Here is a 19,879-nt window from a genome sequence, read left to right as displayed (position 1 = left end):
TCTGCGGGGACACACCCGGATCGTCCCCTTCCGGCCGGTCCCCGTCTGCGGGAGGACCTTGGCCGTGCCCATGTCCCCCGCCGCACGGTGGATCAGCGGGAGGGGGTGGGGAGGAAGTGCTCCCCGCAGAGAAATGTGCGTGGCCCCCGGGTGCGGCTGTGTACGAACCCGTATGCACATTTCCGAGGAGACGCTTCCGGAGCGCCCCCGACCCCACGGACAAAGGGCACGCACACCGGGGGCGCGGGGAACTGCGCGAACAACCGGCCACCGGCCGGGAGACGGCGACGTACCGCAAGGGGCAGGGCGTGTCCCGAAAGGGGCGCGGGGAACTGCGCGACAAGCCACGACGAGACCCGCAGACGGCAGCGCGCAGCGCATGGCACCCCGTCGGCCGAGCCACCCACCGGCCGGTGGACGGCCGACAAGCCGCGGGGCGACCCACTAGCAGAAGGGAACCGCGCCCTCGTTCTGGACGTAGCGCGCAGCGGCATACCCGGTGCGGTCGTACAGCTTGTACCAGAGGTCGTTGCCCGCGACGTTCTGGCCGTGCGCCTTGCAGGAGATCTTCACGATGGTGCCGGGTGCGTAGCTGCCGAGCGCGGTCGAGTTCGTGGTGGCGCGGCTGCGGATGCGCAGCGCGACGGACGAGACGACCTTGCCGCGCACGTAGCCCGACGCCCGGTCGCTGTCCGGGGTGGCGGGCGGTACGGGCGCGCTCGGGGCCGCGGCGACCGCCGCCGCCGTGGTGTCCGTGCCTCCGTGGCCGTGCCCGGGCACGGCCGCGCCGGCGGCGGCCGGTGCGAGCAGGCCGACGGCCAGCGAGCCGGCGACGAGAGCGGCGGAGGTGAACGTCCTGCAAGCGAACCCGGTCATGGCAGCCTTGTCGTCTCAGGTCCGCCTCGTAGGCGACGGCGGACACGGGTGGTCCTTCCGCAGCCTGGGTGCCCCGTCCGGCGTCCCGGATCAGCCGCTCCGGGACCTCGCCCGTTCGGACCACGGCCACCACCGGGCCGGAGCACTGCCCCGCAGGTGTGGGCGGCAGGCCGGGCGCAGACCCTAGTGCGGCCGGGGTGTGCCCCCGCCGAGTTCGAGCATGATCGTGCTGCCGGGCGGTACCCGCACCGCGCGGTCGCCGAGCACGATCCGCAGCGGCGCCTGGCCGGACTCGGGCACCGCGACGTCCAGCCGGCCGTCGCGCAGGGTCAGGCCGACGCCCCAGTGCTCGGCGTAGCGCACGGCCACGTGGAACGTGGACAGTTCGGGCAGCGGCACCGGGTCCAGGCGCAACCCGTCCTCGCAGGGCGCGAGTCCGGTCAGGCCGCGCTGCACGAGGTCCAGGGTGCCGCCCATCGCGCCGAGGTGGATGCCCTCGCCGGTGGTGCCGCCCTGCACGTCGGCGACGTCGCCGAGCAGCGCCTCGCGCACGTAGGTCCACGCGTCGGCGCGGCGGGAGCGGGCCAGGACCCAGCCGTGCACCAGCCCGCTGAGCGTGGAGCCGTGGCTGGTGCGGGCCAGGTAGTGGTCCACGGTGGCGCTCCACAGGGCGTCGTCCAGCCGGTGGCCGAGGCGGCGGAACAGGCCGGCGAGTTCCGCGGGCGGGAACAGGTAGCCGAGCATCAGGACGTCCGCCTGCTTGGACGCCTGGTAGCGGTTCGGTGTGTCGCCCTCGGCCTCCAGGATGCGGTCCAGGCGGCGGATGTCTCCGTAGCGGCGGCGGTACCCGGCCCAGTCGAGTTCCTCGAGGTCGCCGTAGCCCTCGAACTGGCTGATCACGCCGCTGTGGAACGGCACCCGCAGCCGGCGTGACACGTCCTGCCACAGCTCCGTCTCGTCGGGCTCGATCCCGAACCGCTCGAACAGCTCGTCGCGGCGCGGGGCGGGCAGTTCCGCGACCAGGTCCAGGGCGCGGGCGACGACCCAGGCCGCGGTGACGTTCGTGTACGCGTTGTCGTCGAGGCCGGGCCCGGCGGCGCCCGGGTACGCGTCGTGGTACTCGTCGGGGCCGACGACGCCCCGGATGCGGTAGCGCTCGGCGGCGGTGTCCCACTCCGCGGAGTGCGACCAAAACCGGGCGATCTGCACGAGCATCTCGGCGCCCTCGCCGTGCAGGAACGCGGTGTCGCCGCTGGCCAGGCAGTACTGCCAGACGTTGTACGCGATCGCGGAGCCGACGTGGTGCTGCAGGTGGGTGTGGTCGGGCAGCCAGCGCCCGGAGTGCGGGTTGAGGTGCAGCCGCTGGGTCTCCTCCCGGCCGTCGCTGCCGCTCTGCCACGGGTACATCGCCCCGCGCCGCCCGGCCGCGGCCGCGGCCCGGCACGCCGCGTCGAGCCTGCGGTGGCGGTACACCAGCAGCCCGCGGGACACCTCCGGCAGGTGCAGGTTGAGGAACGGCAGGACGAACAGCTCGTCCCAGAACACGTGCCCGCGGTACGCCTCGCCGTGCAGGCCTCGCGCGGGCACGCCGACGTCCAGGCCGGCGGTGTGCGGGGACAGCGTCTGCAGGACGTGGAAGAGGTGCAGCCGGAGCACGTGCCCGGGCTCGCCGGGCACGTCGAGCCGGGTGCGCTGCCACAACTGCGCCCAGGCAGTCTCGTGCGAGGCCAGCAGTTCCGCGAAGTCCGGTGCGTCCGCGGCCCGTTCGCGGGCGGCGTGCGGCGGGTCGCTGATCGCGGGGTCGCGTGAGGTGTGCAGCGCCACGGCCTTCTCGACGGTGACGGTGTGCCCGGACGCGGCGGCGACCGCCATGCGGTGGGTGACGATGCCGTCGCCCGGCTCCACGGCGGAGGCGAGGGGGCGTCCGCCGGTCACGCGGGTGCGGGCGGACAGCGCGATCCCGATGTCCGACGCGGAGGTGCGGCACGTCAGGGACATCGTGCCGGCGCCGGAAGCCGTGGTCCGCACGTCCGCGAGGTGGTGTCCCGCCAGGTCGCGGTAGCGGGCCACGCCCGCGTTGACGACGGTCCCGTCGAGCGCGGCCTCGATCTCCAGCTCTCCGTGCCAGCCGTGCGGGGTGATCCGCAGCCGCTGGGCGGCCAGGTGCGGGTCGCCCATGTGGACCAGGCGGGTCTCCTCGGTGGCGACCTCGCGGCCTTCGGCGTCCCGCAGCCGCGTCCGGCGCACCAGCACGCCGCGGCGCAGGTCGAGCAGTTGCTCGTGGGCCAGGACGGTGCAGGTGCCGAGGGTGAACCAGTCGCCGCCGGCGGCACGGAAGCGCAGCGGCAGCCAGTTCGGCAGGTTGACCATGTCCTCGTTGTCGACGTCGCGGCCGGCGACGTGCGAGGTCAGCCGGTTGTAGCAGCCCGCCGCGTACGTTCCCGGGTAGTGGACACCGCCGTCGCCGGAGCGGGCCTCGGCGGCCGCGCCGCGGGTGGCGAAGTAGCCGTTGCCCAGGGTGCACAGTGCTTCGCGCAGCCGCTCCTGCGACGGGTCCCAGCCGTGGTAGCGCCACGTCCAGCCGGCGTCGGCGGCCTCCTCCCGCACCATCGGGACCGCCCTACGCGGGGCCGACCCGGCGTCCGCTGACGGACTCCGGCCGGATCCGGACCCACCGGTTGCGGTCGCCGCCGGCGAAGGGCTCGACGGCGTGCCGCTCGTCGAGGGCGCGGACCTCGTCGGCGTCGTCGACCCATCCGCAGGGCCCGGTGACGAGCACGCTCCAGCCCTGCCGGAGGCGGTCGTCGGTGTGGTCCACCTGGAAGGACACCGCGGTGCCCGGCCGGACCGCGGCCGGTCCCTCGGGGGTGGTGCGGTAGACGACGGTGCGGTCGGCGACGGCGTAGTGCACGGGGAACACCGACGGCCCCTCCTGGTCGGGCAGCGCGATCCGGCCCACGCCCCGGCTGCCGATCCTCTCCCAGCACTCGGCGATGCCGAGCCGGCGCAGGGCGAGCGGATCGGCGGCCGCGCCGGTGTCCGCGGGCGCGTCCTCGGGCCCTTCGACGAGTTGCCGGTACGTCAGGCCGAGGGCGGTGGCGATCCGCAGGAAGCCGCCCGGGTCGAACCCGGGGCCCTCCTCCATCAGGTGCTGGAGGTAGCGCGGCGACATCCCGGCCTGGCTGGCCAGCGCCTCGGGGGACAGTCCCCGGCCGGCGCGGTGGTCCTCGACGCGCCGGGCCACGGCACCGGCGTCGATCGGGGGCTCGCCCGTTCCGGTGCTGTCGTCCACGGCGCACCCTCTCCTCGTCTCGTCTCGTCCCGTCACGGCAGGCGTGGCTCCAGCCTCACCCAGGACGCCGGGGCCCGCCACGCGGTGATCCGCCGCCCGCGGAGTGCCGTTCCGGACGGCCGGACGCCCGGGGAGCGGCCGGCGCCGTCATCCGGGCGTGCCGTACCCGCCGCCGCCGGGCGTCTCCACGACCAGCGCGTCCCCGGCGGCGAGCCGCACGGTGTCGCTGGGGGCCAGGTGCCGGACGGTGCCGTCCGCCCGCTCGACCCGGGCGGAGCCGAGGGCGCCGGGTGTGCCGCCGGCCATGCCGTAGGGCGGGACCCGGCGGTGGCTCGCGAGGACGCTCACCGTCACGGGCTCCAGGAAGCGCAGGCGGCGTACCGCACCGTCGCCGCCGCGCCACCGGCCGGTGCCGCCGCTGCCGTGCCGGACGGCGAACTCCTCGACGCGGACGGGGTGCCGCCATTCGAGGACCTCGGGGTCGGTCAGCCGGGAGTTCGTCATGTGGGTCTGCACGACGGAGGCGCCGTCGAAACCGGGACCGGCGCCCGATCCGGAGGCGACGGTCTCGTAGTACTGGTGCCGCTCGTTGCCGAACGACACGTTGTTCATCGTCCCCGACCCCTCGGCCTGCACGCCCAGCGCCGCGTACAGGGCGCCGACGACGGCCTGGGAGGTCTCGACGTTCCCGGCGACGACGGCGGCCGGGGAGCGGGGGGCGAGCATCGACCCGTCGGGGACGACGATGGTCAGGGGCCGCAGGCAGCCGTCGTTGAGCGGGATGTCGTCGTCGACGAGGGTGCGGAAGACGTACAGCGCGGCGGCGGTCGTCACGGACGCGGGCGCGTTGAAGTTCGTGGCGAGCTGCGGCGAGCTGCCGGTGAAGTCGAGGGTGGCGGTGCGCCGGGCGCGGTCCACGGACACCGTGACGGCGATGGTGGCGCCGGAGTCGGTCTCGTAGCGGCACGTTCCGCCGTGGAGGGCGTCGACGACCCGGCGGACGGCCTCCTCGGCGTTGTCCTGCACGTGCCGCATGTAGGCCTGGACGACGTCGAGCCCGAAGTGCCCGATCATGCGGCCGACTTCGTCGACGCCCCTGCGGTTGGCGGCGATCTGGGCGCGCAGGTCGGCGAGGTTGGTGTCGGGGTCGCGGGACGGGTGCGGACCGCGGGTGAGCAGCTCCCGGGTCTCGGCCTCGCGGAACCTGCCGCCCTCCACCAGCGGCCAGTTGTCGAACAGCACGCCTTCCTCCTCGATGCGGCGGCTGCCGGCCGGCATGGACCCGGGGCTGAGTCCGCCGATCTCGGCGTGGTGGCCGCGTGAGGCGACGAAGAAGAGGATCTCGTCGGCGCGTTCGCCGTCCGGGCCGCCGAACACGGGGGTGACGACGGTGATGTCGGGCAGGTGCGTGCCGCCGTGGTACGGGTCGTTGACGGCGTAGGTGTCGCCCGGCGCCATGGCTCCGGCGCGCCGGCGGACCACCTCCTTGACGCTGGTCCCCATGGACCCGAGATGGACGGGGATGTGGGGGGCGTTGGCGATGAGGTTGCCGTCGGGGTCGAACAGGGCGCAGGAGAAGTCGAGCCGTTCCTTGATGTTGACGGACTGCGCGGTCGACTCCAGCCGGGCGCCCATCTGTTCGGCGATCGACATGAAGAGGTTGTTGAAGATCTCCAGCATGACGGGGTCGGCCTCGGTGCCGACGGTGCTGTCCGCGGGCGCCGTGACGCGGCGCATCAGCAGATGCCCCTCGGGCCCGGTCTCGGCCTGCCAGCCGGGGTCGACGACGGTGGTGGCGTTGGCCTCGGTGACGACGGCCGGCCCGGTGACCGACGTGCCGGGCGGCAGCGCCTCGCGGCGCCGCAGCGGCACGTCCTGCCAGGCGCCGCCGGCGAACATCCGCACGGTCCCGCCGCCCGCCTCGGTGTCCGGCCCCCCACCCGCCTCGACGGCCGTGTCGCCGGGTGCGGGCAGGACCGTGCCGCCTGCCGGTCCGCGGTGGCCGGTGGCGCCGACGGCCTCGGCCGACAGGGCCTCGACGACGATCGGACGCTCCATCAGGAACGAGTACCGGGCGCGGTGCTCGGCCTCGAACGCGGCCCGCATGGACGGGGGTTCGTCCAGCCGAACGCCGACGGCGGTGTCGGTGCCCGCGTAGCGCAGGTGGGCGGTGACAGCGGTGCGGATGGCGTTCTCCGGCACCCCTTCGTCCAGCAACTCGCTGCGGGCCGCCGCCTCCACCCGTGCGGCGACCTGCCGGACCCGGGGCATGGCGTCCGGCTCCAGCGGGGCCTCGACCGACTGCTCGCGCATCGCGGTCGTGTCGGCCAGGCCGATGCCGAGCGCCGACAGCACCCCGGCCATCGGCGGCACCAGCACGGTGCGGATGCCCAGTTGGTCGGCGACGGCGCACGCGTGCTGGCCGCCCGCGCCGCCGAAGGTGGTGAGCGCGTAGCGCGTGACGTCGTGGCCCTTCTGCACGGAGATGCGCTTGACGGCGTTGGCGATGTTGGCGACGGCGATCCGCAGGAACCCCTCGGCGGCCTCCTCGGGTGACCGCGCGTCGCCGGTCCGCTCGCGGATCCGCGCCGCGAGGCCGGCGAACCGGGTGCGGACGGTCGCCGCGTCCAGCGGCTGGTCGCCGCCGGGGCCGAACACGGCCGGGAAGTGCGCGGGCTGGATACGGCCGAGCATCACGTTGGCGTCGGTGACGGTGAGCGGGCCGCCGGCCCCGTAACAGGCGGGGCCGGGATCGGCGCCCGCCGAGTCGGGGCCCACGCGGTAGCGGCTGCCGTCGAAGTGCAGCACCGAGCCGCCGCCGGCGGCGACGGTGTGGATGGCGAGCATGGGCGCCCGCAGCCTGACTCCGGCGACCTGCGTGTCGAGGACCCGCTCGTAGGCGCCGGCGTAGTGGGACACGTCGGTGGAGGTGCCGCCCATGTCGAAGCCGATGACCCGGTCGAAGCCGGCCGCCCGCGAGGTGCGGGCCATGCCGACGATGCCGCCGGCGGGACCGGACAGCACCGCGTCCTTGCCGCGGAAGTGGCCGGCCTCGGCGAGACCGCCGTTGGACTGCATGAACATCAGCCGCACTCCGCGGATCTCCTGGGCGACCGTGCGGACGTAGCGGTGCAGCACCGGCGACAGGTAGGCGTCCACCACCGCGGTGTCGCCGCGCGGCACCACCTTCATCAGCGGGCTGACCTCGCTGGACAGCGACACCTGGGTGAACCCGAGGCGCTTCGCCAGGGCGCCGGCCGCCCGCTCGTGCGCGGGGTGCAGATGGCTGTGCAGGCACACCACGGCGAGCGCGCGCAGCCCGTCGTCGTACGCGGCGCGCAGCTCGCCCTCCAGCCGGTCGAGGTCCGGTGGGCGCAGCACCGTGCCGTCGGCGGCGATCCGCTCGTCGATCTCGATCACGCGCGCGTAGAGCTGCTCGGGCAGCACGATCGCGCGGTCGAAGATCCGCGGCCGGTTCTGGTACCCGATGCGCAGGACGTCCGCGCATCCGCGGGTCACGACCAGGGCCAGCGGCTCACCGGTGCGTTCCAGCAGGGCGTTGGTGGCCACGGTGGTGCCCATCCGGACGGCCTCGACGCGGTCGGCGGGGAACGGGTCGCCGTCGGCCAGGCCGAGCAGGTGGCGGATGCCGGCCACGGCGGCGTCGGGGTAGCGTGCCGGGTTCTCCGACAGCAGCTTGTGCGTGACCAGCCGCCCGTCCGGGCGGCGGGCCACGACGTCCGTGAAGGTGCCGCCGCGATCGACCCAGAACTGCCAGCGCCGGCCCGTCATGGCTCGAGTATCCGGCGGCCACCGAACCGGGGCAAACCGGTCTCTTCCGTCACGGCACACCCGAGCCGGTGCTCCGCCGCTGGAGCTTCGGCTCGTCGACGGCCGCCGGACGGGGCGCGGGCCGGCTCCGGCCCCGTCGCATCCGGTGCCGGCCGCGGACCCTAGGCGTCGGCCGTCGTGCGAGGCGCGGAGTCCGTGGGCTCGGCGGAGGTGGCGGGGTCGCTCTGCCCGCGGCGGCCGGGAATCGCGAGGGTGACCAGCGCGGCCAGCAGCGCGCCGCCGCCCGCGACGAGGAAGCCGGTGCGGAAGGCGTTCTCGGTGGGGATGGAGACCGGGCCGAACCGCGTCGTCATGTGGGCCAGCACCACGCCGGTGACGGCGCTGGACGTGGACGTGCCGATCGACCGCATCAGGGTGTTGAGGCCGTTCGCGGCGGCGGTGTCGGCCACCGGGACGGCCCCCATGATGAGGGCGGGCATCGCCGCGTAGGCCAGGCCGATGCCGGAGCTGATGACGGCGGCGAAGACCAGGACGCCCCAGGCGCTGCCCATCAGCGCGATCGCCAGCACGTACCCGGCGCTGATCACGAGGGCGCCGGCGAACAGCGACGTCTTCGGGCCGCGGGCGGCCGACAGGCGGGCGCCCAGCGGCGACACGGCCATCATCGCCAGGCCGGAGGGCACCAGCAGCAGGCCGGTGCTGGTCAGGGACTGGCCGAGGCCGTAGCCGGTGGCCTTCGGCAGCTCCAGCAGTTGGGGGGCGATCAGCGACATGCCGTACAGCGAGAACCCGATGACCACCGAGGCGAGGTTGGTCATCAGCACCTGCCGCCGCGCGGTGGTCCGCAGGTCCACCAGGGGCGAGGCGATGCGCAGCTCCCACCAGCCCCAGACCAGCAGCAGCACGACCGAGGCGGCGAACAGCCCGAGGGTGCGCGGCCCCGCCCACCCCCAGTCGCCGCCCTTGGAGACCGCCAGCAGCAGGCACACCAGCCCGGCACCGAGCCCGAGCGCGCCGACGGCGTCGAACCGCCCGGTGGCCGTCGGCGCGGGCGCGGGCACGACCAGCACCAGCAGGACGGTGACGAGCAGGCCGACACCCGCGGAGCACCAGAACAGCACGTGCCAGTCGGCGTGCTGGGCGATGACCGCGGCCAGCGGCAGGCCGAACGCGCCGCCGACTCCCAGCGAGGAGCTCATGAGCGCGATGGCCGAGCCGAGCTTCCGCGGCGGCAGCACGTCGCGCATGATGCTGATGCCCAGCGGGATGACGCCGGCGCCGACGCCCTGCAGGGCGCGTCCGACGACCATCGGCGCCAGCGAGCTGGTCAGCGCGCACACCAGCGAGCCGATGACCAGCAGGATCGTGCTGGCGACCAGCACGTGCCGCTTGCCGTAGAGGTCGCCGAGCCGCCCGGCGACCGGCGTGGCCACCGCGGCGGCCAGCAGGGTGGCCGTGATCACCCACGAGGCGTTGGCCGCACTGGTGTGCAGCAGGTTCGGAAGGTCCGGGATCAGCGGGATGACGAGCGTCTGCATCAGCGAGACCGTGATGCCGGCGCCGGCCAGCACGCCGACCACGGCTCCGCTGCGCGACGGGGCTGCTGCCGCAGTGGTCACAAGGTGCTCCAGGGGGCGGGGGGTTGGGCTGGCGGGCCCTGCCGGGGGCCGCCGGCGGGACGCCGGCAGGCGTGTCGATGTGGGCCATACATATGATGTGCATCATACACAGCCGATGCTCTGACGGTACGGTGGTGGCTGATGAGCGAGACGCGAGGACAGCAGGCGACCCGGCCGGAGGTCGCCGAACTGGAGCAGGAACTGATGCTGGTCGGCAGGCACAGCGCGCTCAGGAGCCCGTACGGCGCGGTTCCGGAGCCCGACGCCCGACTGGAGCGCTCGGCGTACATCCTGCTCAGCCGGATCGAGATCGACGGGCCGATGTCGATCGGCCAGCTCGCCGACGCGTTCGGCCTCGACACCTCGACGGTCAACCGGCAGACCGCGGCGATGCTGCGCGGCGGCCTGGCCGAGCGGATCTCCGACCCGGCCGGCGGCATGGCCCGCAAGCTGCGCATCACCCCGGAGGGCGAGCGCCGCATGCACGCCTACCGGGCCTGGGTCGTGGCGGGCCTCGGCGACCTGCTCGCCGACTGGCCGCGGCAGGACGTCGCCGCGTTCAGCGCGTTCCTGGCCCGCTTCAACGAGGCGATCGAGCGCACCGAGGGCCGCCCGTGGCCGCGGGACACGGGACACGCCGCGGGCTGACACGCCGCGGCCTGACTGGCGGTCACCCGCGGACGCACCGGATACTGTCGCCACGGCCGGCCCGTACCCGCACCGCCCGACGTGGAGGACGCCCGCTATGACCGTCCAGCTCGACGACCCCGCCGTGGCCGCGTTCGTCGCCGCCGTCAACGCCGGCGACAAGGACGCCTTCTTCGCCGTGCTCACCGAGGACGCGACCATGTCCGACGACGGCTCGGAGCGCGACCTGGCCGCGTGGACGGACAAGGAGATCTTCTCCGCCGACGGCCGCATGCAGGTCGACCGGGTGAGCCCCGACGGGCGCACCCTGGAGGTCACCTACTCCAACGCCACGTGGGGCAGCATGCGCACCCGGTGGACGTTCACCGTGGCCGGCGACCGGATCAGCCGGTTCGAGACCGGCCAGGCCTGACCACGCCCCGAGGAGGCCCGCGTGTCCCGCGTCCGAGTCCACAACTTCTCCGTCTCCCTCGACGGCTACGGCACGGGTGAGGGGCAGAGCATGGAGGCCCCGTTCGGCCACGCCGGGGAGCGGCTGCACAGCTGGTTCTTCGAGACGCGCACGTTCCACCAGATGCAGGGCAGGCCGGGCGGCGGCACCGGCGCCGACGACGCGCTGGCCTCCGCGTGGGGGCCCGGCATCGGCGCGGAGATCATGGGCCGCAACAAGTTCGGCCCGCAGCGCGGCCCTTGGCAGGACGAGGAGTGGAAGGGCTGGTGGGGGCCGGATCCGGTGTTCCGCACACCGGTGTTCGTGCTCACCCACCACCCGCGCCCCTCGGTGGAGATGGCCGGCGGCACGACGTTCCACTTCGTGGACGCCACGCCGCAGGAGGTGCTGCGCATGGCACGGGAAGCGGCCGGCGACCGCGACGTGCGGATCGGCGGCGGGCCGTCGACGATCCGGCAGTTCCTGGCCGCCGACCTCATCGACCACCTGCACGTGGTGCTCGTCCCGATCGTCCTCGGCCGCGGCGAGCGGCTGTGGGACGGCCTGGAGGAGCTGGAGGCCCGCTTCCCGAGCGTGGAGTCCGTGACGACGCCGAGCGGCGTCACCCACCTCACCTTCGCCAGGCCCTGACCCCAGCCGCAGCCGCAGCCGCAGCCGCAGCCGCAGCCGATCATGCGGCCACTCCTGTCAGAAGTATTGACATGGGCGCGGCAGATTGGTGCCATCTGACGGGTCGCGTTCGATTGTGTTGGTAATCGGTGCCCTGAGGAAACGTCAGTCACCGATTACCCCCATGACCCACGCCTCCGTCAACACGCCCACAGGGAGGGCCGCGTGTCAGGCGCGGTGCAGATTGGGGAACCCATGAGGAGATCCGTGCGCGGCCGGCTGGCCGCGCTCGCAGGAGGGCTGCTGATCATCGCGGGGACGGCCGTGGCGGTCACACCCGCCGCCCACGCGGAGGACAACGGTGTCGGTGCCAAGCCCGCACTGGGATGGAGCAGTTGGAGCTTCGTCCGGCACAACCCCACCGCCGCGAACATCGAGGCGACCGCCGAGGCGATGAAGGACAGCGGCCTGGCCAGGGCCGGCTACGAGTACGTGAACGTCGACGACTTCTGGTACCACTGCCCGGGAAGCCAGGGCCCGGACGTCGACGAGTACGGCCGCTGGGTCACCGACGAGACCAAGTTCCCGCCGAGCGGCGGGGAGAACGGCATCCAGGCCGTCGCGGACCACGTGCACTCCCTGGGGCTGAAGTTCGGGCTCTACGTCACCCCCGGCATCTCCAAGCAGGCGGTCGCCCAGAACACCGCCATCGAGGGGACGCCGTACCACGCCGACGACATCGCGACGACGGCCACGGAGAAGAACTACAACTGCAAGGGCATGGTGGGCATCGACTACACCAAGCCGGGCGCCCAGCAGTTCGTCGACTCCTGGGCGGCCCAGTTCGCCGGCTGGGGCGTCGACTACGTGAAGATCGACGGTGTCGGGACCCCCGACGTCCCGGACGTGCAGGCGTGGTCGGACGCGCTGCGGCAGACCGGCCGCCCGATCCACCTGGAGCTGTCCAACAGCCTGGACATCAACAACGCCGCGACGTGGGGGAAGTTGTCCAACGGCTGGCGCACCGGCGGTGACATCGAGTGCTACGGCTGCGAGTCGGGCGGCAGCAGCTACCCGCTGACCTCCTGGTCGTCGGTCTCGTCGCGCTTCAACCAGGTCGCCAACTGGGCGCCGTACGGCGGGTCCGGCGGCTTCAACGACTACGACTCGCTGGAGATCGGCAACGGCGCGGGGGACGGCCTGACGCTGGACGAGCGCAAGACGCAGATGAGTCTGTGGTCGCTGGCCGCCTCGCCGCTGATCCTGGGCACCGATCTGACCGCTCTCGACCCGACGGACCTGGCCCTGCTCAAGAACCGCCAGGTGCTCGCCGTCGACCAGGACGCCATCGACGCCAAGCGGATCAGCAGCAGCTCCACCTCGCAGGTGTTCGCGAAGACCGAGCCGAACGGCGACGCCGTCGTCGGCCTGTTCAACACCTCCGCGGACGGCCAGGTCGTCTCCGTCCCGGCCGCCGCCCTCGGGCTCGCGGCCTCGGCCGACTACGCCCTCGACGACCTGTGGAACCACACGTTCTCCGCCACGTCCACCGGCACGGTGTCCGCGACCGTCCCGCCGCACGGCGTGGCGCTGCTGCGCGTGACCCCGGTCGGCCGCACCCTCGCCGAGGTCACCGCACCCAGCACCACGGTCGCGCTCAGCGGCCTGGCGGGCGCCACGGACGGCGGGCGGAACACCGTCACCGAGACCTTCACCAACAACGGCGCTCTGCCGGTCACCGGCGTCGACCTCGCGCTGACCGCGCCGGCCGGCGTGACGGTCGCCGCGAACGCACCGACCCGCATCCCCGTGGTGAAGCCTGGAGACAGCGCCTCCGCCACGTTCACCGTCACCACCCCCGACTCCACCGGCCTGTTCGCGGCAGAGGCGGTCCAGGCGACGGCGACGTACAGGTGGCTGCTGGTCGTTCCGGCCAAGGACACCACCAGCGGCACGCTCACCGTGAACCAGCCGGTCACCGCACCATGGAAGACGTTCGCGTCCACCACCGCGAGCTTCAGCCAGGAGGGCACCCGCCTCGGTGTCCGCGCCCAGGGGTCGGACGTCTACGGCGGCACCAACCAGTACGGGACGATCTACCAGCAGGGCGCCGAGCACGACGGGTCGACGACCGTGGTGCGCATCGACTCCCAGACGAACACCAACGCCTGGGCCAAGGCCGGGATCATGGTGCGCAACGACATCACCGGCACCAACACCTCGCCGGGCTACCTGATCCTCGTCGAGGCGCCCGGCAAGGGCTACGTCATCCAGTGGGACAGCAACGGCGACGGGCAGCTCGACTCCAACAGCGCACCCAACAACACCGGCATCGGAACGCCCGTGTACCCGTCGTGGCTGAAGCTGGTGCGCAACGGCACGACGTACACCGGCTACTACTCCACCGACGACGCGAACTGGACGCTGGTCGGCAGCGTCGACGTGCCGGCCGCGGCGGCAGTCCAGGACGTCGGCCTGTTCGCTACCGCGCACCAGTCGGGGACGACCTGCGAGGCCGACTTCGACGCGTTCAGCACCAGTTGAGCACTCGCCCACCCCGCGCCGTGGTGCCCGCCCCCGTCCCGACGGGGGCGGGCACCACGGCCCGCCCGCAGCCCGGCCCCGGGCTCACGCGTCCGCACCTCAGCGCCCGCCGCGTCGTCCGGGCCGAGGGCGCCCGGTGTCAGCCGGGTTCAGGTGCCACGCAGGCGCGGGCGCCGTCCGGTTCCGGCGCCGACGGCAGCGGAACGCAGCGCCAGCCGGACGCGAAGGCCGGTGGCCCGGCGCCGGCCGCCACCAGCAGCGCGACCGGTTGCCGCCGGGCGAGTGCGGCCAACTCCGGGCCACTGATGCTGTGGTCGGGGCCGCCGGTCTGGCGCGACGCGCAGCCGGCGTAGTAGGCGATGGGCACCGCGTCGGCGCCGGAGACCGTGCAGGGCGGACGCACCCCTTGCGCGTGCAAGCGGGCCGCCACGGCCGCGTACTTCCCGCTCAGCAGGCGGTTGTTGCGCATCACCCCGTGCAGGACGGCCAGTTGGACGGTCAGGTGGACGCAGAGCGCGAGGGCGACGAGCGCGGTGGGCAGCGGCCGCCACCGTCCGCCGGGTGCGAGCGCCACCCGCCCCAGCGCCTGGGCCACCGGGATCGCCAGCAGCGCGTAGGCGGGCAGCAGGAAGCGCGGCGCCGCGTAGCCCACCGTGAGCAGGTACGGGATCGCGACGGCCACCGCTGCCGCCGCGGGGACGGCGACGGTGACCCGCCGCGCGCGGGGCGCCACCGCGACGCCCGCCGCGGCGGCGCACGGCAGCAGGAGCCACCACACGGACGCCGACCGGTGCTGCCACGGGCCGGTGCACGGCCGGCACAGGGTGCGGCCGCCCAGCGACCGCAACTGGTCCATCACCGCCACGTGCCAGCCCAGACCGCCCTGGATGGCGCTCGCCTCGTGCAGCCGTTCCGTGAGACCTCCGTAGCGGACGTACGCCTCGACCACCCATTCCGCGCAGCCCGACGCGACGCCTGTGGCCAGCGCGGCGAGCACCACGGCCCGCCGCCCGCGCGCCGCGACCAGGGCGGCGCAGCCCAGCCCCGCCGCCAGCCACACCGCGTCGGGCGGGCGCATCAGCCCGGTCACGGCGAGTCCGGCGACGAGGCCCGCGAGCAGGCGCCGCTGGGCGCCCCGCCCAGAGCCGGGCGCACCCGCCGGGTCACGGGCCACGCGGACCAGGCAGCCCGTGGCGGCGAGCGCGCCGTAGGCGCTGCCGAGGTTGGGCATGACCTGCGGCCCGTAGAACAGGGTGATCCACAGGCCGGCGAAGAGCGCGGCGGCGAGCGCGAGCAGGCGGGGCGGGAGCAGCGGCCGCCACGGCCACAGCGCGGCGAGCAGACCGGCGCCTGACAGCGCGCACATCCACAGGCGCAGCACGAGCGTGGAGCCGGTGAGCAGGGCGACCGGCGCGGCGGCGAAGGTGACGCCCCGGGCCCGCGGCGCGCTGAAGAACGCGGCGGGGACGTGGCCGCTGACCTGGCTGGTGTACACCGTCTCGTCCCAGCCGAGGCCCGATCCCCTGACGGTGAGGGCGAGTTGCGCGGCGGCGAAGGCGGCGCACACCGCGGCCGCCGGCCAGGTCGCGACCCGTCCACGGGCCGCGCGGTCGGGGTTGAGCGCCCGCGCGGGCGCGGACAGCCGTTCGGACATCGTCGGGCCTCGTCGTTCGATCGGTCGTTGCGGGAAGGAGTTCGGTGGGTCGTCCGGACCGTCGCGCGGGGTCGGGGAAAGCGCGGATCGGAATGCCGGACCTGGGTGCCGGACCGGGGTGCCGCCGATGTGCGGCGGCCCCGGTGCTCGTTCCCGGGCGCGCGGTCCGGCGCTCTGGCCGACGCCCCGGTCCGTGACGTGGTCCGGCCCCCGCGTCCCGCGGCCGCCGTCCCGTCAGGCGAGCAGGTTGACGGCCGCGCTGAACAGGGCGGGGAAGCGCGCGGCGGCCGGGACGATGCCGGGGGCCAGCCGCGGCCGGTCGCGGGCCCACAGCAGTGCGCCGGTCAGCGTGCGGTGGCGGCGGGACGCGCGGCGCCAGGCGTCGCCGTAGTCCTGCGGACGGTCCGCGCGGACGCAGCGCACGAGGTGGGCCGCGGCGGCCAGCGCCGTGGAGATGCCCTCGCCGGTGAGCGCGTCGACGTACCCGGCGGCGTCGCCGACGAGCAGCACCCGGCCGGCCACCGGGCTGCGGACCCGCTGCCGCAGCGGCCCGGCGCCGCGGGTCGCGGTCGCGGCGGACGCCGGGAGCCGGGCGGACAGCGCCGGGAACGCGGCGAGTTGGCGCTCGTAGGTCCCGCGGTCGGCGGTGAGGATCGCGACGCCCACCAGGTCGGGCCCGACCGGCGTCACGTACGCCTCGCTGCGCTCGGCCCAGTGGACCTCGACGCAGTCCGTCCACGGCGCGACGGCGAAGTGGCGGCGCAGCCCGTAGCGGGCGGCCCCGCCGGGCGGCGGCAGGTCGAGGCCGAGCCCGCGCCGGATCGGCGAGTGCAGCCCGTCGGCCGCGGCGAGGTAGCGGGCGGTGACGCCGCCGGCCGTCACCCGGTCGCGGTCGTGCCGCAGGGTCCGCGCGTCCACCCTCAACGGCACGACGGGCACCCCGAGTTCGGCGGCGCGGCGGGCGAGCGCCTCGTGCAGGGCGGTGCGGCGCACCCCGAGTCCCGTGCCGCCCCGGAAGTGCGCCTCGGCCTGGCGGCGGGTGTCGACGTAGCGGATGCCGCGGAACGGGCGGCCCTCCACGGTGACGCCGAGCGCCGCGAGTTCCCGCACCCCGGCCGGCATCACGCCCTCGCCGCAGGCCTTGTCGACCGGTCCCGGGCGCGGTTCGGCGACCACGACGTCGAGTCCGGCGCGGGCGGCGTGGATCGCGGTGGCCAGCCCGGCGGGCCCGCCGCCGGCCACCAGCAGGTCGATCACCGGGCCGGGGCCGCGACGCGCGGTGGCGCGGCGGTGTCCAGCGCGGCGTTCTCGCAGCGCAGCCGGACCGCGAGCAGCGGAACGTTCGCGGCGGTGAAGCACGCGGCGGTGATCCAGGCGCCGTGCACCAGCGGGAGGGCGGCGCCTTCCGCGACGACCGCGACATAGTTGGGGTGCCGCAGCACGCGGTAGGGACCGCGGGCCACCAGCGGCAGCCCGGGGACGACCAGCACGCGCGTGTTCCATCGTGGCCCGAGGGTCGCGATGCACCACCAGCGCAGGGCCTGGGCGGCGGCCACCACGGCGGCCGCCGTCCAGCCGAGCGCGGGGTGGAACGGCCGGTGCGCGCCGTACACCTCGATCAGGCAGCCGGCCAGCAGCGCGGTGTGCAGCACGACCATGACGGGGTAGTGGCCCCGCCCGTGCTCCACGGCGCCGCGTGCGCGGCTCCAGGCGGCGTTGCGGCGGGCGACGACGAGTTCGGCGAGCCGCTCGGCGGCGACCAGCAGGACGAGGACGGCGTACGCGGGCATGAGGACCTACCAGCGGAGCAGGACGAGTTCGGTGCAGAACCCCGGGCCCATGGCGAGCAGCAGCCCGGTCGTGCCGGGGAGCGGGCGGGCCAGGTCGAGGGTGTCGCGCAGGATGTGGAGCACGGATGCCGACGAGAGGTTCCCGGCCTCGGCGAGCGAGCGCCACGTCAGTTCCAGGGCACGGGCCGGCAGGTCGAGCGTCTCGCGGACGGCGTCGAGGACCTTGGGGCCGCCGGGGTGGCAGACCCAGGCGGCCACGTCCTGCGGCTTGAGGTCGTGGTCGGCGAGGAACGCCCGCACCTCGGACCCGAGGTGGCGCCGTACCAGGTCGGGCAGTTCGGCGCCCAGGACGATGCGGAAGCCGGTGTCGCCGATGTGCCAGCCGAGCAGGTCCTCGGTGTCGGGGTACAGGCGGCTGCGGCTGGCGACGACGTGCGGGCCGGGCTCGTCCGCACCGCCGCGGGGGTGTCGGGACCCGACGGCGACGACGGCGGCGGCGCCGTCGCCGAACAGCGAGCCGGCCACCAGGCCGGCGGAGGTCGCGTCCTGCCGCTGGAAGGTCAGCGAGCACAGTTCCACCGACAGCAGCACCGCGACGCCGTCGGGCCGCCCGGCGAGGAAGTCGTCGAGGCGGGCGATGCCGGCGGCCCCGGCCACGCAGCCGAGTCCGAAGATCGGCACCCGTCTGACGTCGGGCCGCAGGCCGAGACGGCCCGCCAGGCGCGCCTCGATCGACGGGGCGGCGATGCCGGTGACCGAGGTCGAGACGACGAGGTCCACGTCGGTGGCCCGCAGCCCGGCCTCGTCCAGGGCGCCGCGCACGGCCTGCTCGCCGAGATCGAGGGCGGTGGCGATGAAGCGGTCGTTGGCCTCGCCGAAGCCACTCAGTTCGGCGTAGCGCTCCAGTGGCATGGCCAGGTGACGGGTGCCGACGCCCGAAGTGCCGGAGAGCCGCTCCAGCACGCCCCGTTCGCCCGCCGACGCCGTGCTCATGGCCGCGAGCGCGTCCGTGATCTCGTGTTGCGCGTACCGGTGCGGTGGGAGCACCCCGTGCACGGCGGCGATTCGCGTCATTCGCGCAGTATAGGGAGCAATGGGAGGAGATATGCGTGTCATCGGCCGGGCGGCCGGTCGTGGCGGCCGGTCGCGGACGCCGTGCCGCCCTACGATCGGGCCGTGCCCGGTGCCGGAGTGGAGGCAGGAGTCGATGCGGGAGGCGCCGTCCCGCCGGCGCTCGTCGCGCCCGCCCGGCGGCCGGCCGCGGCCGTCGCGGGGCTGCTGCGTGCCTGCCACCCCCCGGCCGTCGTCGCGGTGACGGCGCTGATCACGGCACTGGCGGCGGCCTCCGGCCGCGGCCCGGGCGGCTGCGTGCTGGTCGCCGCGGCCGTGCTCACCGGACAGTTGTCGGTGGGCTGGTGCAACGACCGGGTCGACGCGGGCCGGGACGCCGCGGCCGGACGGCGCGACAAGCCGCTGGCGAACGGCGCGGTCGGGGCGCGGACGGTGGCGCTCGCCTCGGTGGCCGCGCTGGCGCTGTGCGTGCCGCTGTCGCTGGCGAGCGGTGCGGCGGCGGGCGCCGCGCATCTGGTGGGGGTCGCGGCGGCCTGGGCCTACAACCTGGGCCTCAAGCGGACCGTCCTGTCGTGGCTGCCGTACGCCGTGGGCTTCGGGCTGCTGCCGGCGTTCGTGGCGCTGGGCTGCGCCGGCCGGCCGTGGCCTCCCGTCTGGGCGGTGGCGGCCGGGGCGCTGCTCGGGGTCGGGGCCCACGTCACCAACGTCCTGCCGGACATCGACGCCGATCTGGCGGCCGGGGTGCGGGGTCTGCCGCAGCGTCTGGGGCGGCGGCGGGCGCGGGCGCTGGCACCCGTGCCGCTCTTCGCGGCGTGCGCGGTACTGGTGTTCGGCCCGCCGGGCCAGGCAGGCGCCATGGGCTGGGCGGCGCTCGCGGTGACCGGGGCACTGGCCGTGCTGACCGCGGTGCCGGCCGCCGCAGGCTCGCGCAGCCGGCTGCCGTTCCTGGCGGCGCTGGTGACGGCGGGGACGGCGGTGGCGCTGCTGATCGCGCACGGCGACTCGTTGGTCAGCCGACGGTGAGCGTGCCCTTCATGAACGGGTGGATGGTGCAGATGTAGCGGTAACTCCCGGGTGCCTTGGGCGCGGTGAAGGTCGCGGTGCCGCCCGGGGCGATGGTGCCGGTGTCGAACGCCTTGGCGCCGGTGGCGGTCACGGTGTGCGCGGTCGAGTCGGCGTTGGTGACGGTGACGGTCGCGCCCGGGGCGACCTTGAGGGGCGACGGGTGGAAGGCGAAGTTCTGGATGGTCAGCGAGTTCGCCGCGCGGGTGGGCGACCCGGTGGCCGAGGCCGTCACGGAGGGGGACGGCGACGCCGGTGGGGTGGTGCTGCCCGATCCGCCGCCGGAGGAGCTGGAGCAGCCGGTCAGCGCCAGCAGCAGGGAGCCCGCGGCAAGCGCGGTCCGCTTCAGGTTCCGCACACCCGTCACCTCGTTCGCCGTCGTGTGGTCCCCCGCACCGCCGGGCCACATCCTGGACCCCGGACGGCGCGGGGGCGGGCACGCAGCGCCGGTACGGGCCACGGCTTCACGCC

At 74.8% G+C, this 19,879-nt stretch carries 15 protein-coding genes; 5 read left to right on the top strand and 10 right to left on the bottom strand.

Annotated features, from left to right (window positions below; translation table 11 throughout):
* Positions 1–444: 444 nt before the first annotated feature.
* The 5 genes from BMW99_RS11855 to BMW99_RS11835 all read right to left on the bottom strand — a co-directional run bounded on the left by BMW99_RS11855 (position 445) and on the right by BMW99_RS11835 (position 9,498).
* Positions 445–876, bottom strand: coding sequence for an SH3 domain-containing protein (locus tag BMW99_RS11855; RefSeq protein WP_069465544.1), 432 nt, complete (start codon positions 874–876; stop codon positions 445–447).
* 183 nt (positions 877–1,059) lie between these two features.
* Positions 1,060–3,486, bottom strand: a complete 2,427-nt coding sequence (locus tag BMW99_RS11850) for a glycoside hydrolase family 65 protein (protein ID WP_069465543.1) — start codon at positions 3,484–3,486, stop codon at positions 1,060–1,062.
* Between the two features lie 10 nt (positions 3,487–3,496).
* Entirely contained in the window at positions 3,497–4,168 is a 672-nt protein-coding gene (locus tag BMW99_RS11845) for a helix-turn-helix domain-containing protein (RefSeq protein ID WP_069465542.1), read from the bottom strand.
* Between the two features lie 147 nt (positions 4,169–4,315).
* Positions 4,316–7,960 (bottom strand): hydantoinase B/oxoprolinase family protein, encoded by a 3,645-nt coding sequence (locus BMW99_RS11840; RefSeq protein ID WP_075016754.1) that lies wholly within the window; start codon positions 7,958–7,960, stop codon positions 4,316–4,318.
* 161 nt (positions 7,961–8,121) lie between these two features.
* The gene (locus BMW99_RS11835) at positions 8,122–9,498 is read right to left on the bottom strand and encodes an MFS transporter (RefSeq protein ID WP_107485357.1); all 1,377 of its coding nucleotides are present in this window, start codon (positions 9,496–9,498) and stop codon (positions 8,122–8,124) included.
* Positions 9,499–9,720: 222 nt separating this feature from the next.
* Here BMW99_RS11835 and BMW99_RS11830 point away from each other — a divergent pair, with 222 nt between their 5' ends.
* The 4 genes from BMW99_RS11830 (at position 9,721) to BMW99_RS11815 (ending at position 13,831) form a co-directional block, all read left to right on the top strand.
* A complete protein-coding gene (locus BMW99_RS11830) occupies positions 9,721–10,227 on the top strand; it encodes a MarR family winged helix-turn-helix transcriptional regulator (RefSeq protein WP_069467293.1) in 507 nt (168 codons plus the stop codon).
* A gap of 97 nt (positions 10,228–10,324) precedes the next feature.
* Positions 10,325–10,639, top strand: a complete 315-nt coding sequence (locus BMW99_RS11825; protein ID WP_069467294.1) for a hypothetical protein — start codon at positions 10,325–10,327, stop codon at positions 10,637–10,639.
* 21 nt (positions 10,640–10,660) lie between these two features.
* Positions 10,661–11,308 carry a dihydrofolate reductase family protein gene (locus BMW99_RS11820; protein ID WP_069467295.1) on the top strand — a complete coding sequence of 216 codons (648 nt, stop codon included), beginning with the start codon at positions 10,661–10,663 and terminating at the stop codon, positions 11,306–11,308.
* A gap of 234 nt (positions 11,309–11,542) precedes the next feature.
* Entirely contained in the window at positions 11,543–13,831 is a 2,289-nt protein-coding gene (locus BMW99_RS11815) for an NEW3 domain-containing protein (RefSeq protein ID WP_075016752.1), read from the top strand.
* Positions 13,832–13,970: 139 nt separating this feature from the next.
* On the opposite strand, the gene BMW99_RS11810 is transcribed toward BMW99_RS11815, so the two are convergent.
* From BMW99_RS11810 to BMW99_RS11795, 4 genes are all read right to left on the bottom strand, one after another.
* Positions 13,971–15,485: a hypothetical protein gene (locus BMW99_RS11810; protein ID WP_075016751.1), complete on the bottom strand. Its 1,515-nt coding sequence runs from the start codon at positions 15,483–15,485 to the stop codon at positions 13,971–13,973.
* Positions 15,486–15,719: 234 nt separating this feature from the next.
* Complete coding sequence (locus BMW99_RS11805) at positions 15,720–16,742, bottom strand: NAD(P)/FAD-dependent oxidoreductase (protein ID WP_075016750.1); 1,023 nt, start codon at positions 16,740–16,742, stop codon at positions 15,720–15,722.
* Entirely contained in the window at positions 16,739–17,275 is a 537-nt protein-coding gene (locus BMW99_RS11800; protein WP_069466300.1) for an isoprenylcysteine carboxyl methyltransferase family protein, read from the bottom strand. The genes BMW99_RS11805 and BMW99_RS11800 overlap by 4 nt, the downstream gene beginning before the upstream one ends.
* 6 nt (positions 17,276–17,281) lie before the next feature.
* Positions 17,282–18,349 (bottom strand): type III polyketide synthase, encoded by a 1,068-nt coding sequence (locus BMW99_RS11795; RefSeq protein ID WP_069466299.1) that lies wholly within the window; start codon positions 18,347–18,349, stop codon positions 17,282–17,284.
* Between the two features lie 102 nt (positions 18,350–18,451).
* Here BMW99_RS11795 and BMW99_RS11790 point away from each other — a divergent pair, with 102 nt between their 5' ends.
* Positions 18,452–19,369 carry a UbiA family prenyltransferase gene (locus tag BMW99_RS11790; RefSeq protein WP_407640285.1) on the top strand — a complete coding sequence of 306 codons (918 nt, stop codon included), beginning with the start codon at positions 18,452–18,454 and terminating at the stop codon, positions 19,367–19,369.
* Here the strand turns inward: BMW99_RS11790 and BMW99_RS11785 are convergent.
* The gene (locus tag BMW99_RS11785; RefSeq protein WP_245791376.1) at positions 19,356–19,766 is read right to left on the bottom strand and encodes a cupredoxin domain-containing protein; all 411 of its coding nucleotides are present in this window, start codon (positions 19,764–19,766) and stop codon (positions 19,356–19,358) included. The two genes, BMW99_RS11790 and BMW99_RS11785, sit on opposite strands and share 14 nt — an antisense overlap.
* Between the last annotated feature and the right edge of the window lie 113 nt (positions 19,767–19,879).

It is taken from the genome of Actinacidiphila rubida, from assembly GCF_900110255.1.
GTDB lineage: Bacteria > Actinomycetota > Actinomycetes > Streptomycetales > Streptomycetaceae > Actinacidiphila > Actinacidiphila rubida.
Note: the sequence above shows the minus strand (reverse complement) of the source record. Positions and strands in the feature narration are given on the sequence as shown.

Excerpts from the sequence above, each read along its gene's own strand:
- BMW99_RS11855 (WP_069465544.1), bottom strand. The coding sequence starts at position 876 with ATGACCGGGTTCGCTTGCAGGACGTTCACCTCCGCCGCTCTCGTCGCC.
- BMW99_RS11850 (WP_069465543.1), bottom strand. The coding sequence starts at position 3,486 with ATGGTGCGGGAGGAGGCCGCCGACGCCGGCTGGACGTGGCGCTACCAC.
- BMW99_RS11840 (WP_075016754.1), bottom strand. The coding sequence starts at position 7,960 with ATGACGGGCCGGCGCTGGCAGTTCTGGGTCGATCGCGGCGGCACCTTC.
- BMW99_RS11835 (WP_107485357.1), bottom strand. The coding sequence starts at position 9,498 with ATGCAGACGCTCGTCATCCCGCTGATCCCGGACCTTCCGAACCTGCTG.
- BMW99_RS11830 (WP_069467293.1), top strand. The coding sequence starts at position 9,721 with ATGAGCGAGACGCGAGGACAGCAGGCGACCCGGCCGGAGGTCGCCGAA.
- BMW99_RS11825 (WP_069467294.1), top strand. The coding sequence starts at position 10,325 with ATGACCGTCCAGCTCGACGACCCCGCCGTGGCCGCGTTCGTCGCCGCC.
- BMW99_RS11815 (WP_075016752.1), top strand. The coding sequence starts at position 11,543 with ATGAGGAGATCCGTGCGCGGCCGGCTGGCCGCGCTCGCAGGAGGGCTG.
- BMW99_RS11810 (WP_075016751.1), bottom strand. The coding sequence starts at position 15,485 with ATGTCCGAACGGCTGTCCGCGCCCGCGCGGGCGCTCAACCCCGACCGC.
- BMW99_RS11800 (WP_069466300.1), bottom strand. The coding sequence starts at position 17,275 with ATGCCCGCGTACGCCGTCCTCGTCCTGCTGGTCGCCGCCGAGCGGCTC.
- BMW99_RS11795 (WP_069466299.1), bottom strand. The coding sequence starts at position 18,349 with ATGACGCGAATCGCCGCCGTGCACGGGGTGCTCCCACCGCACCGGTAC.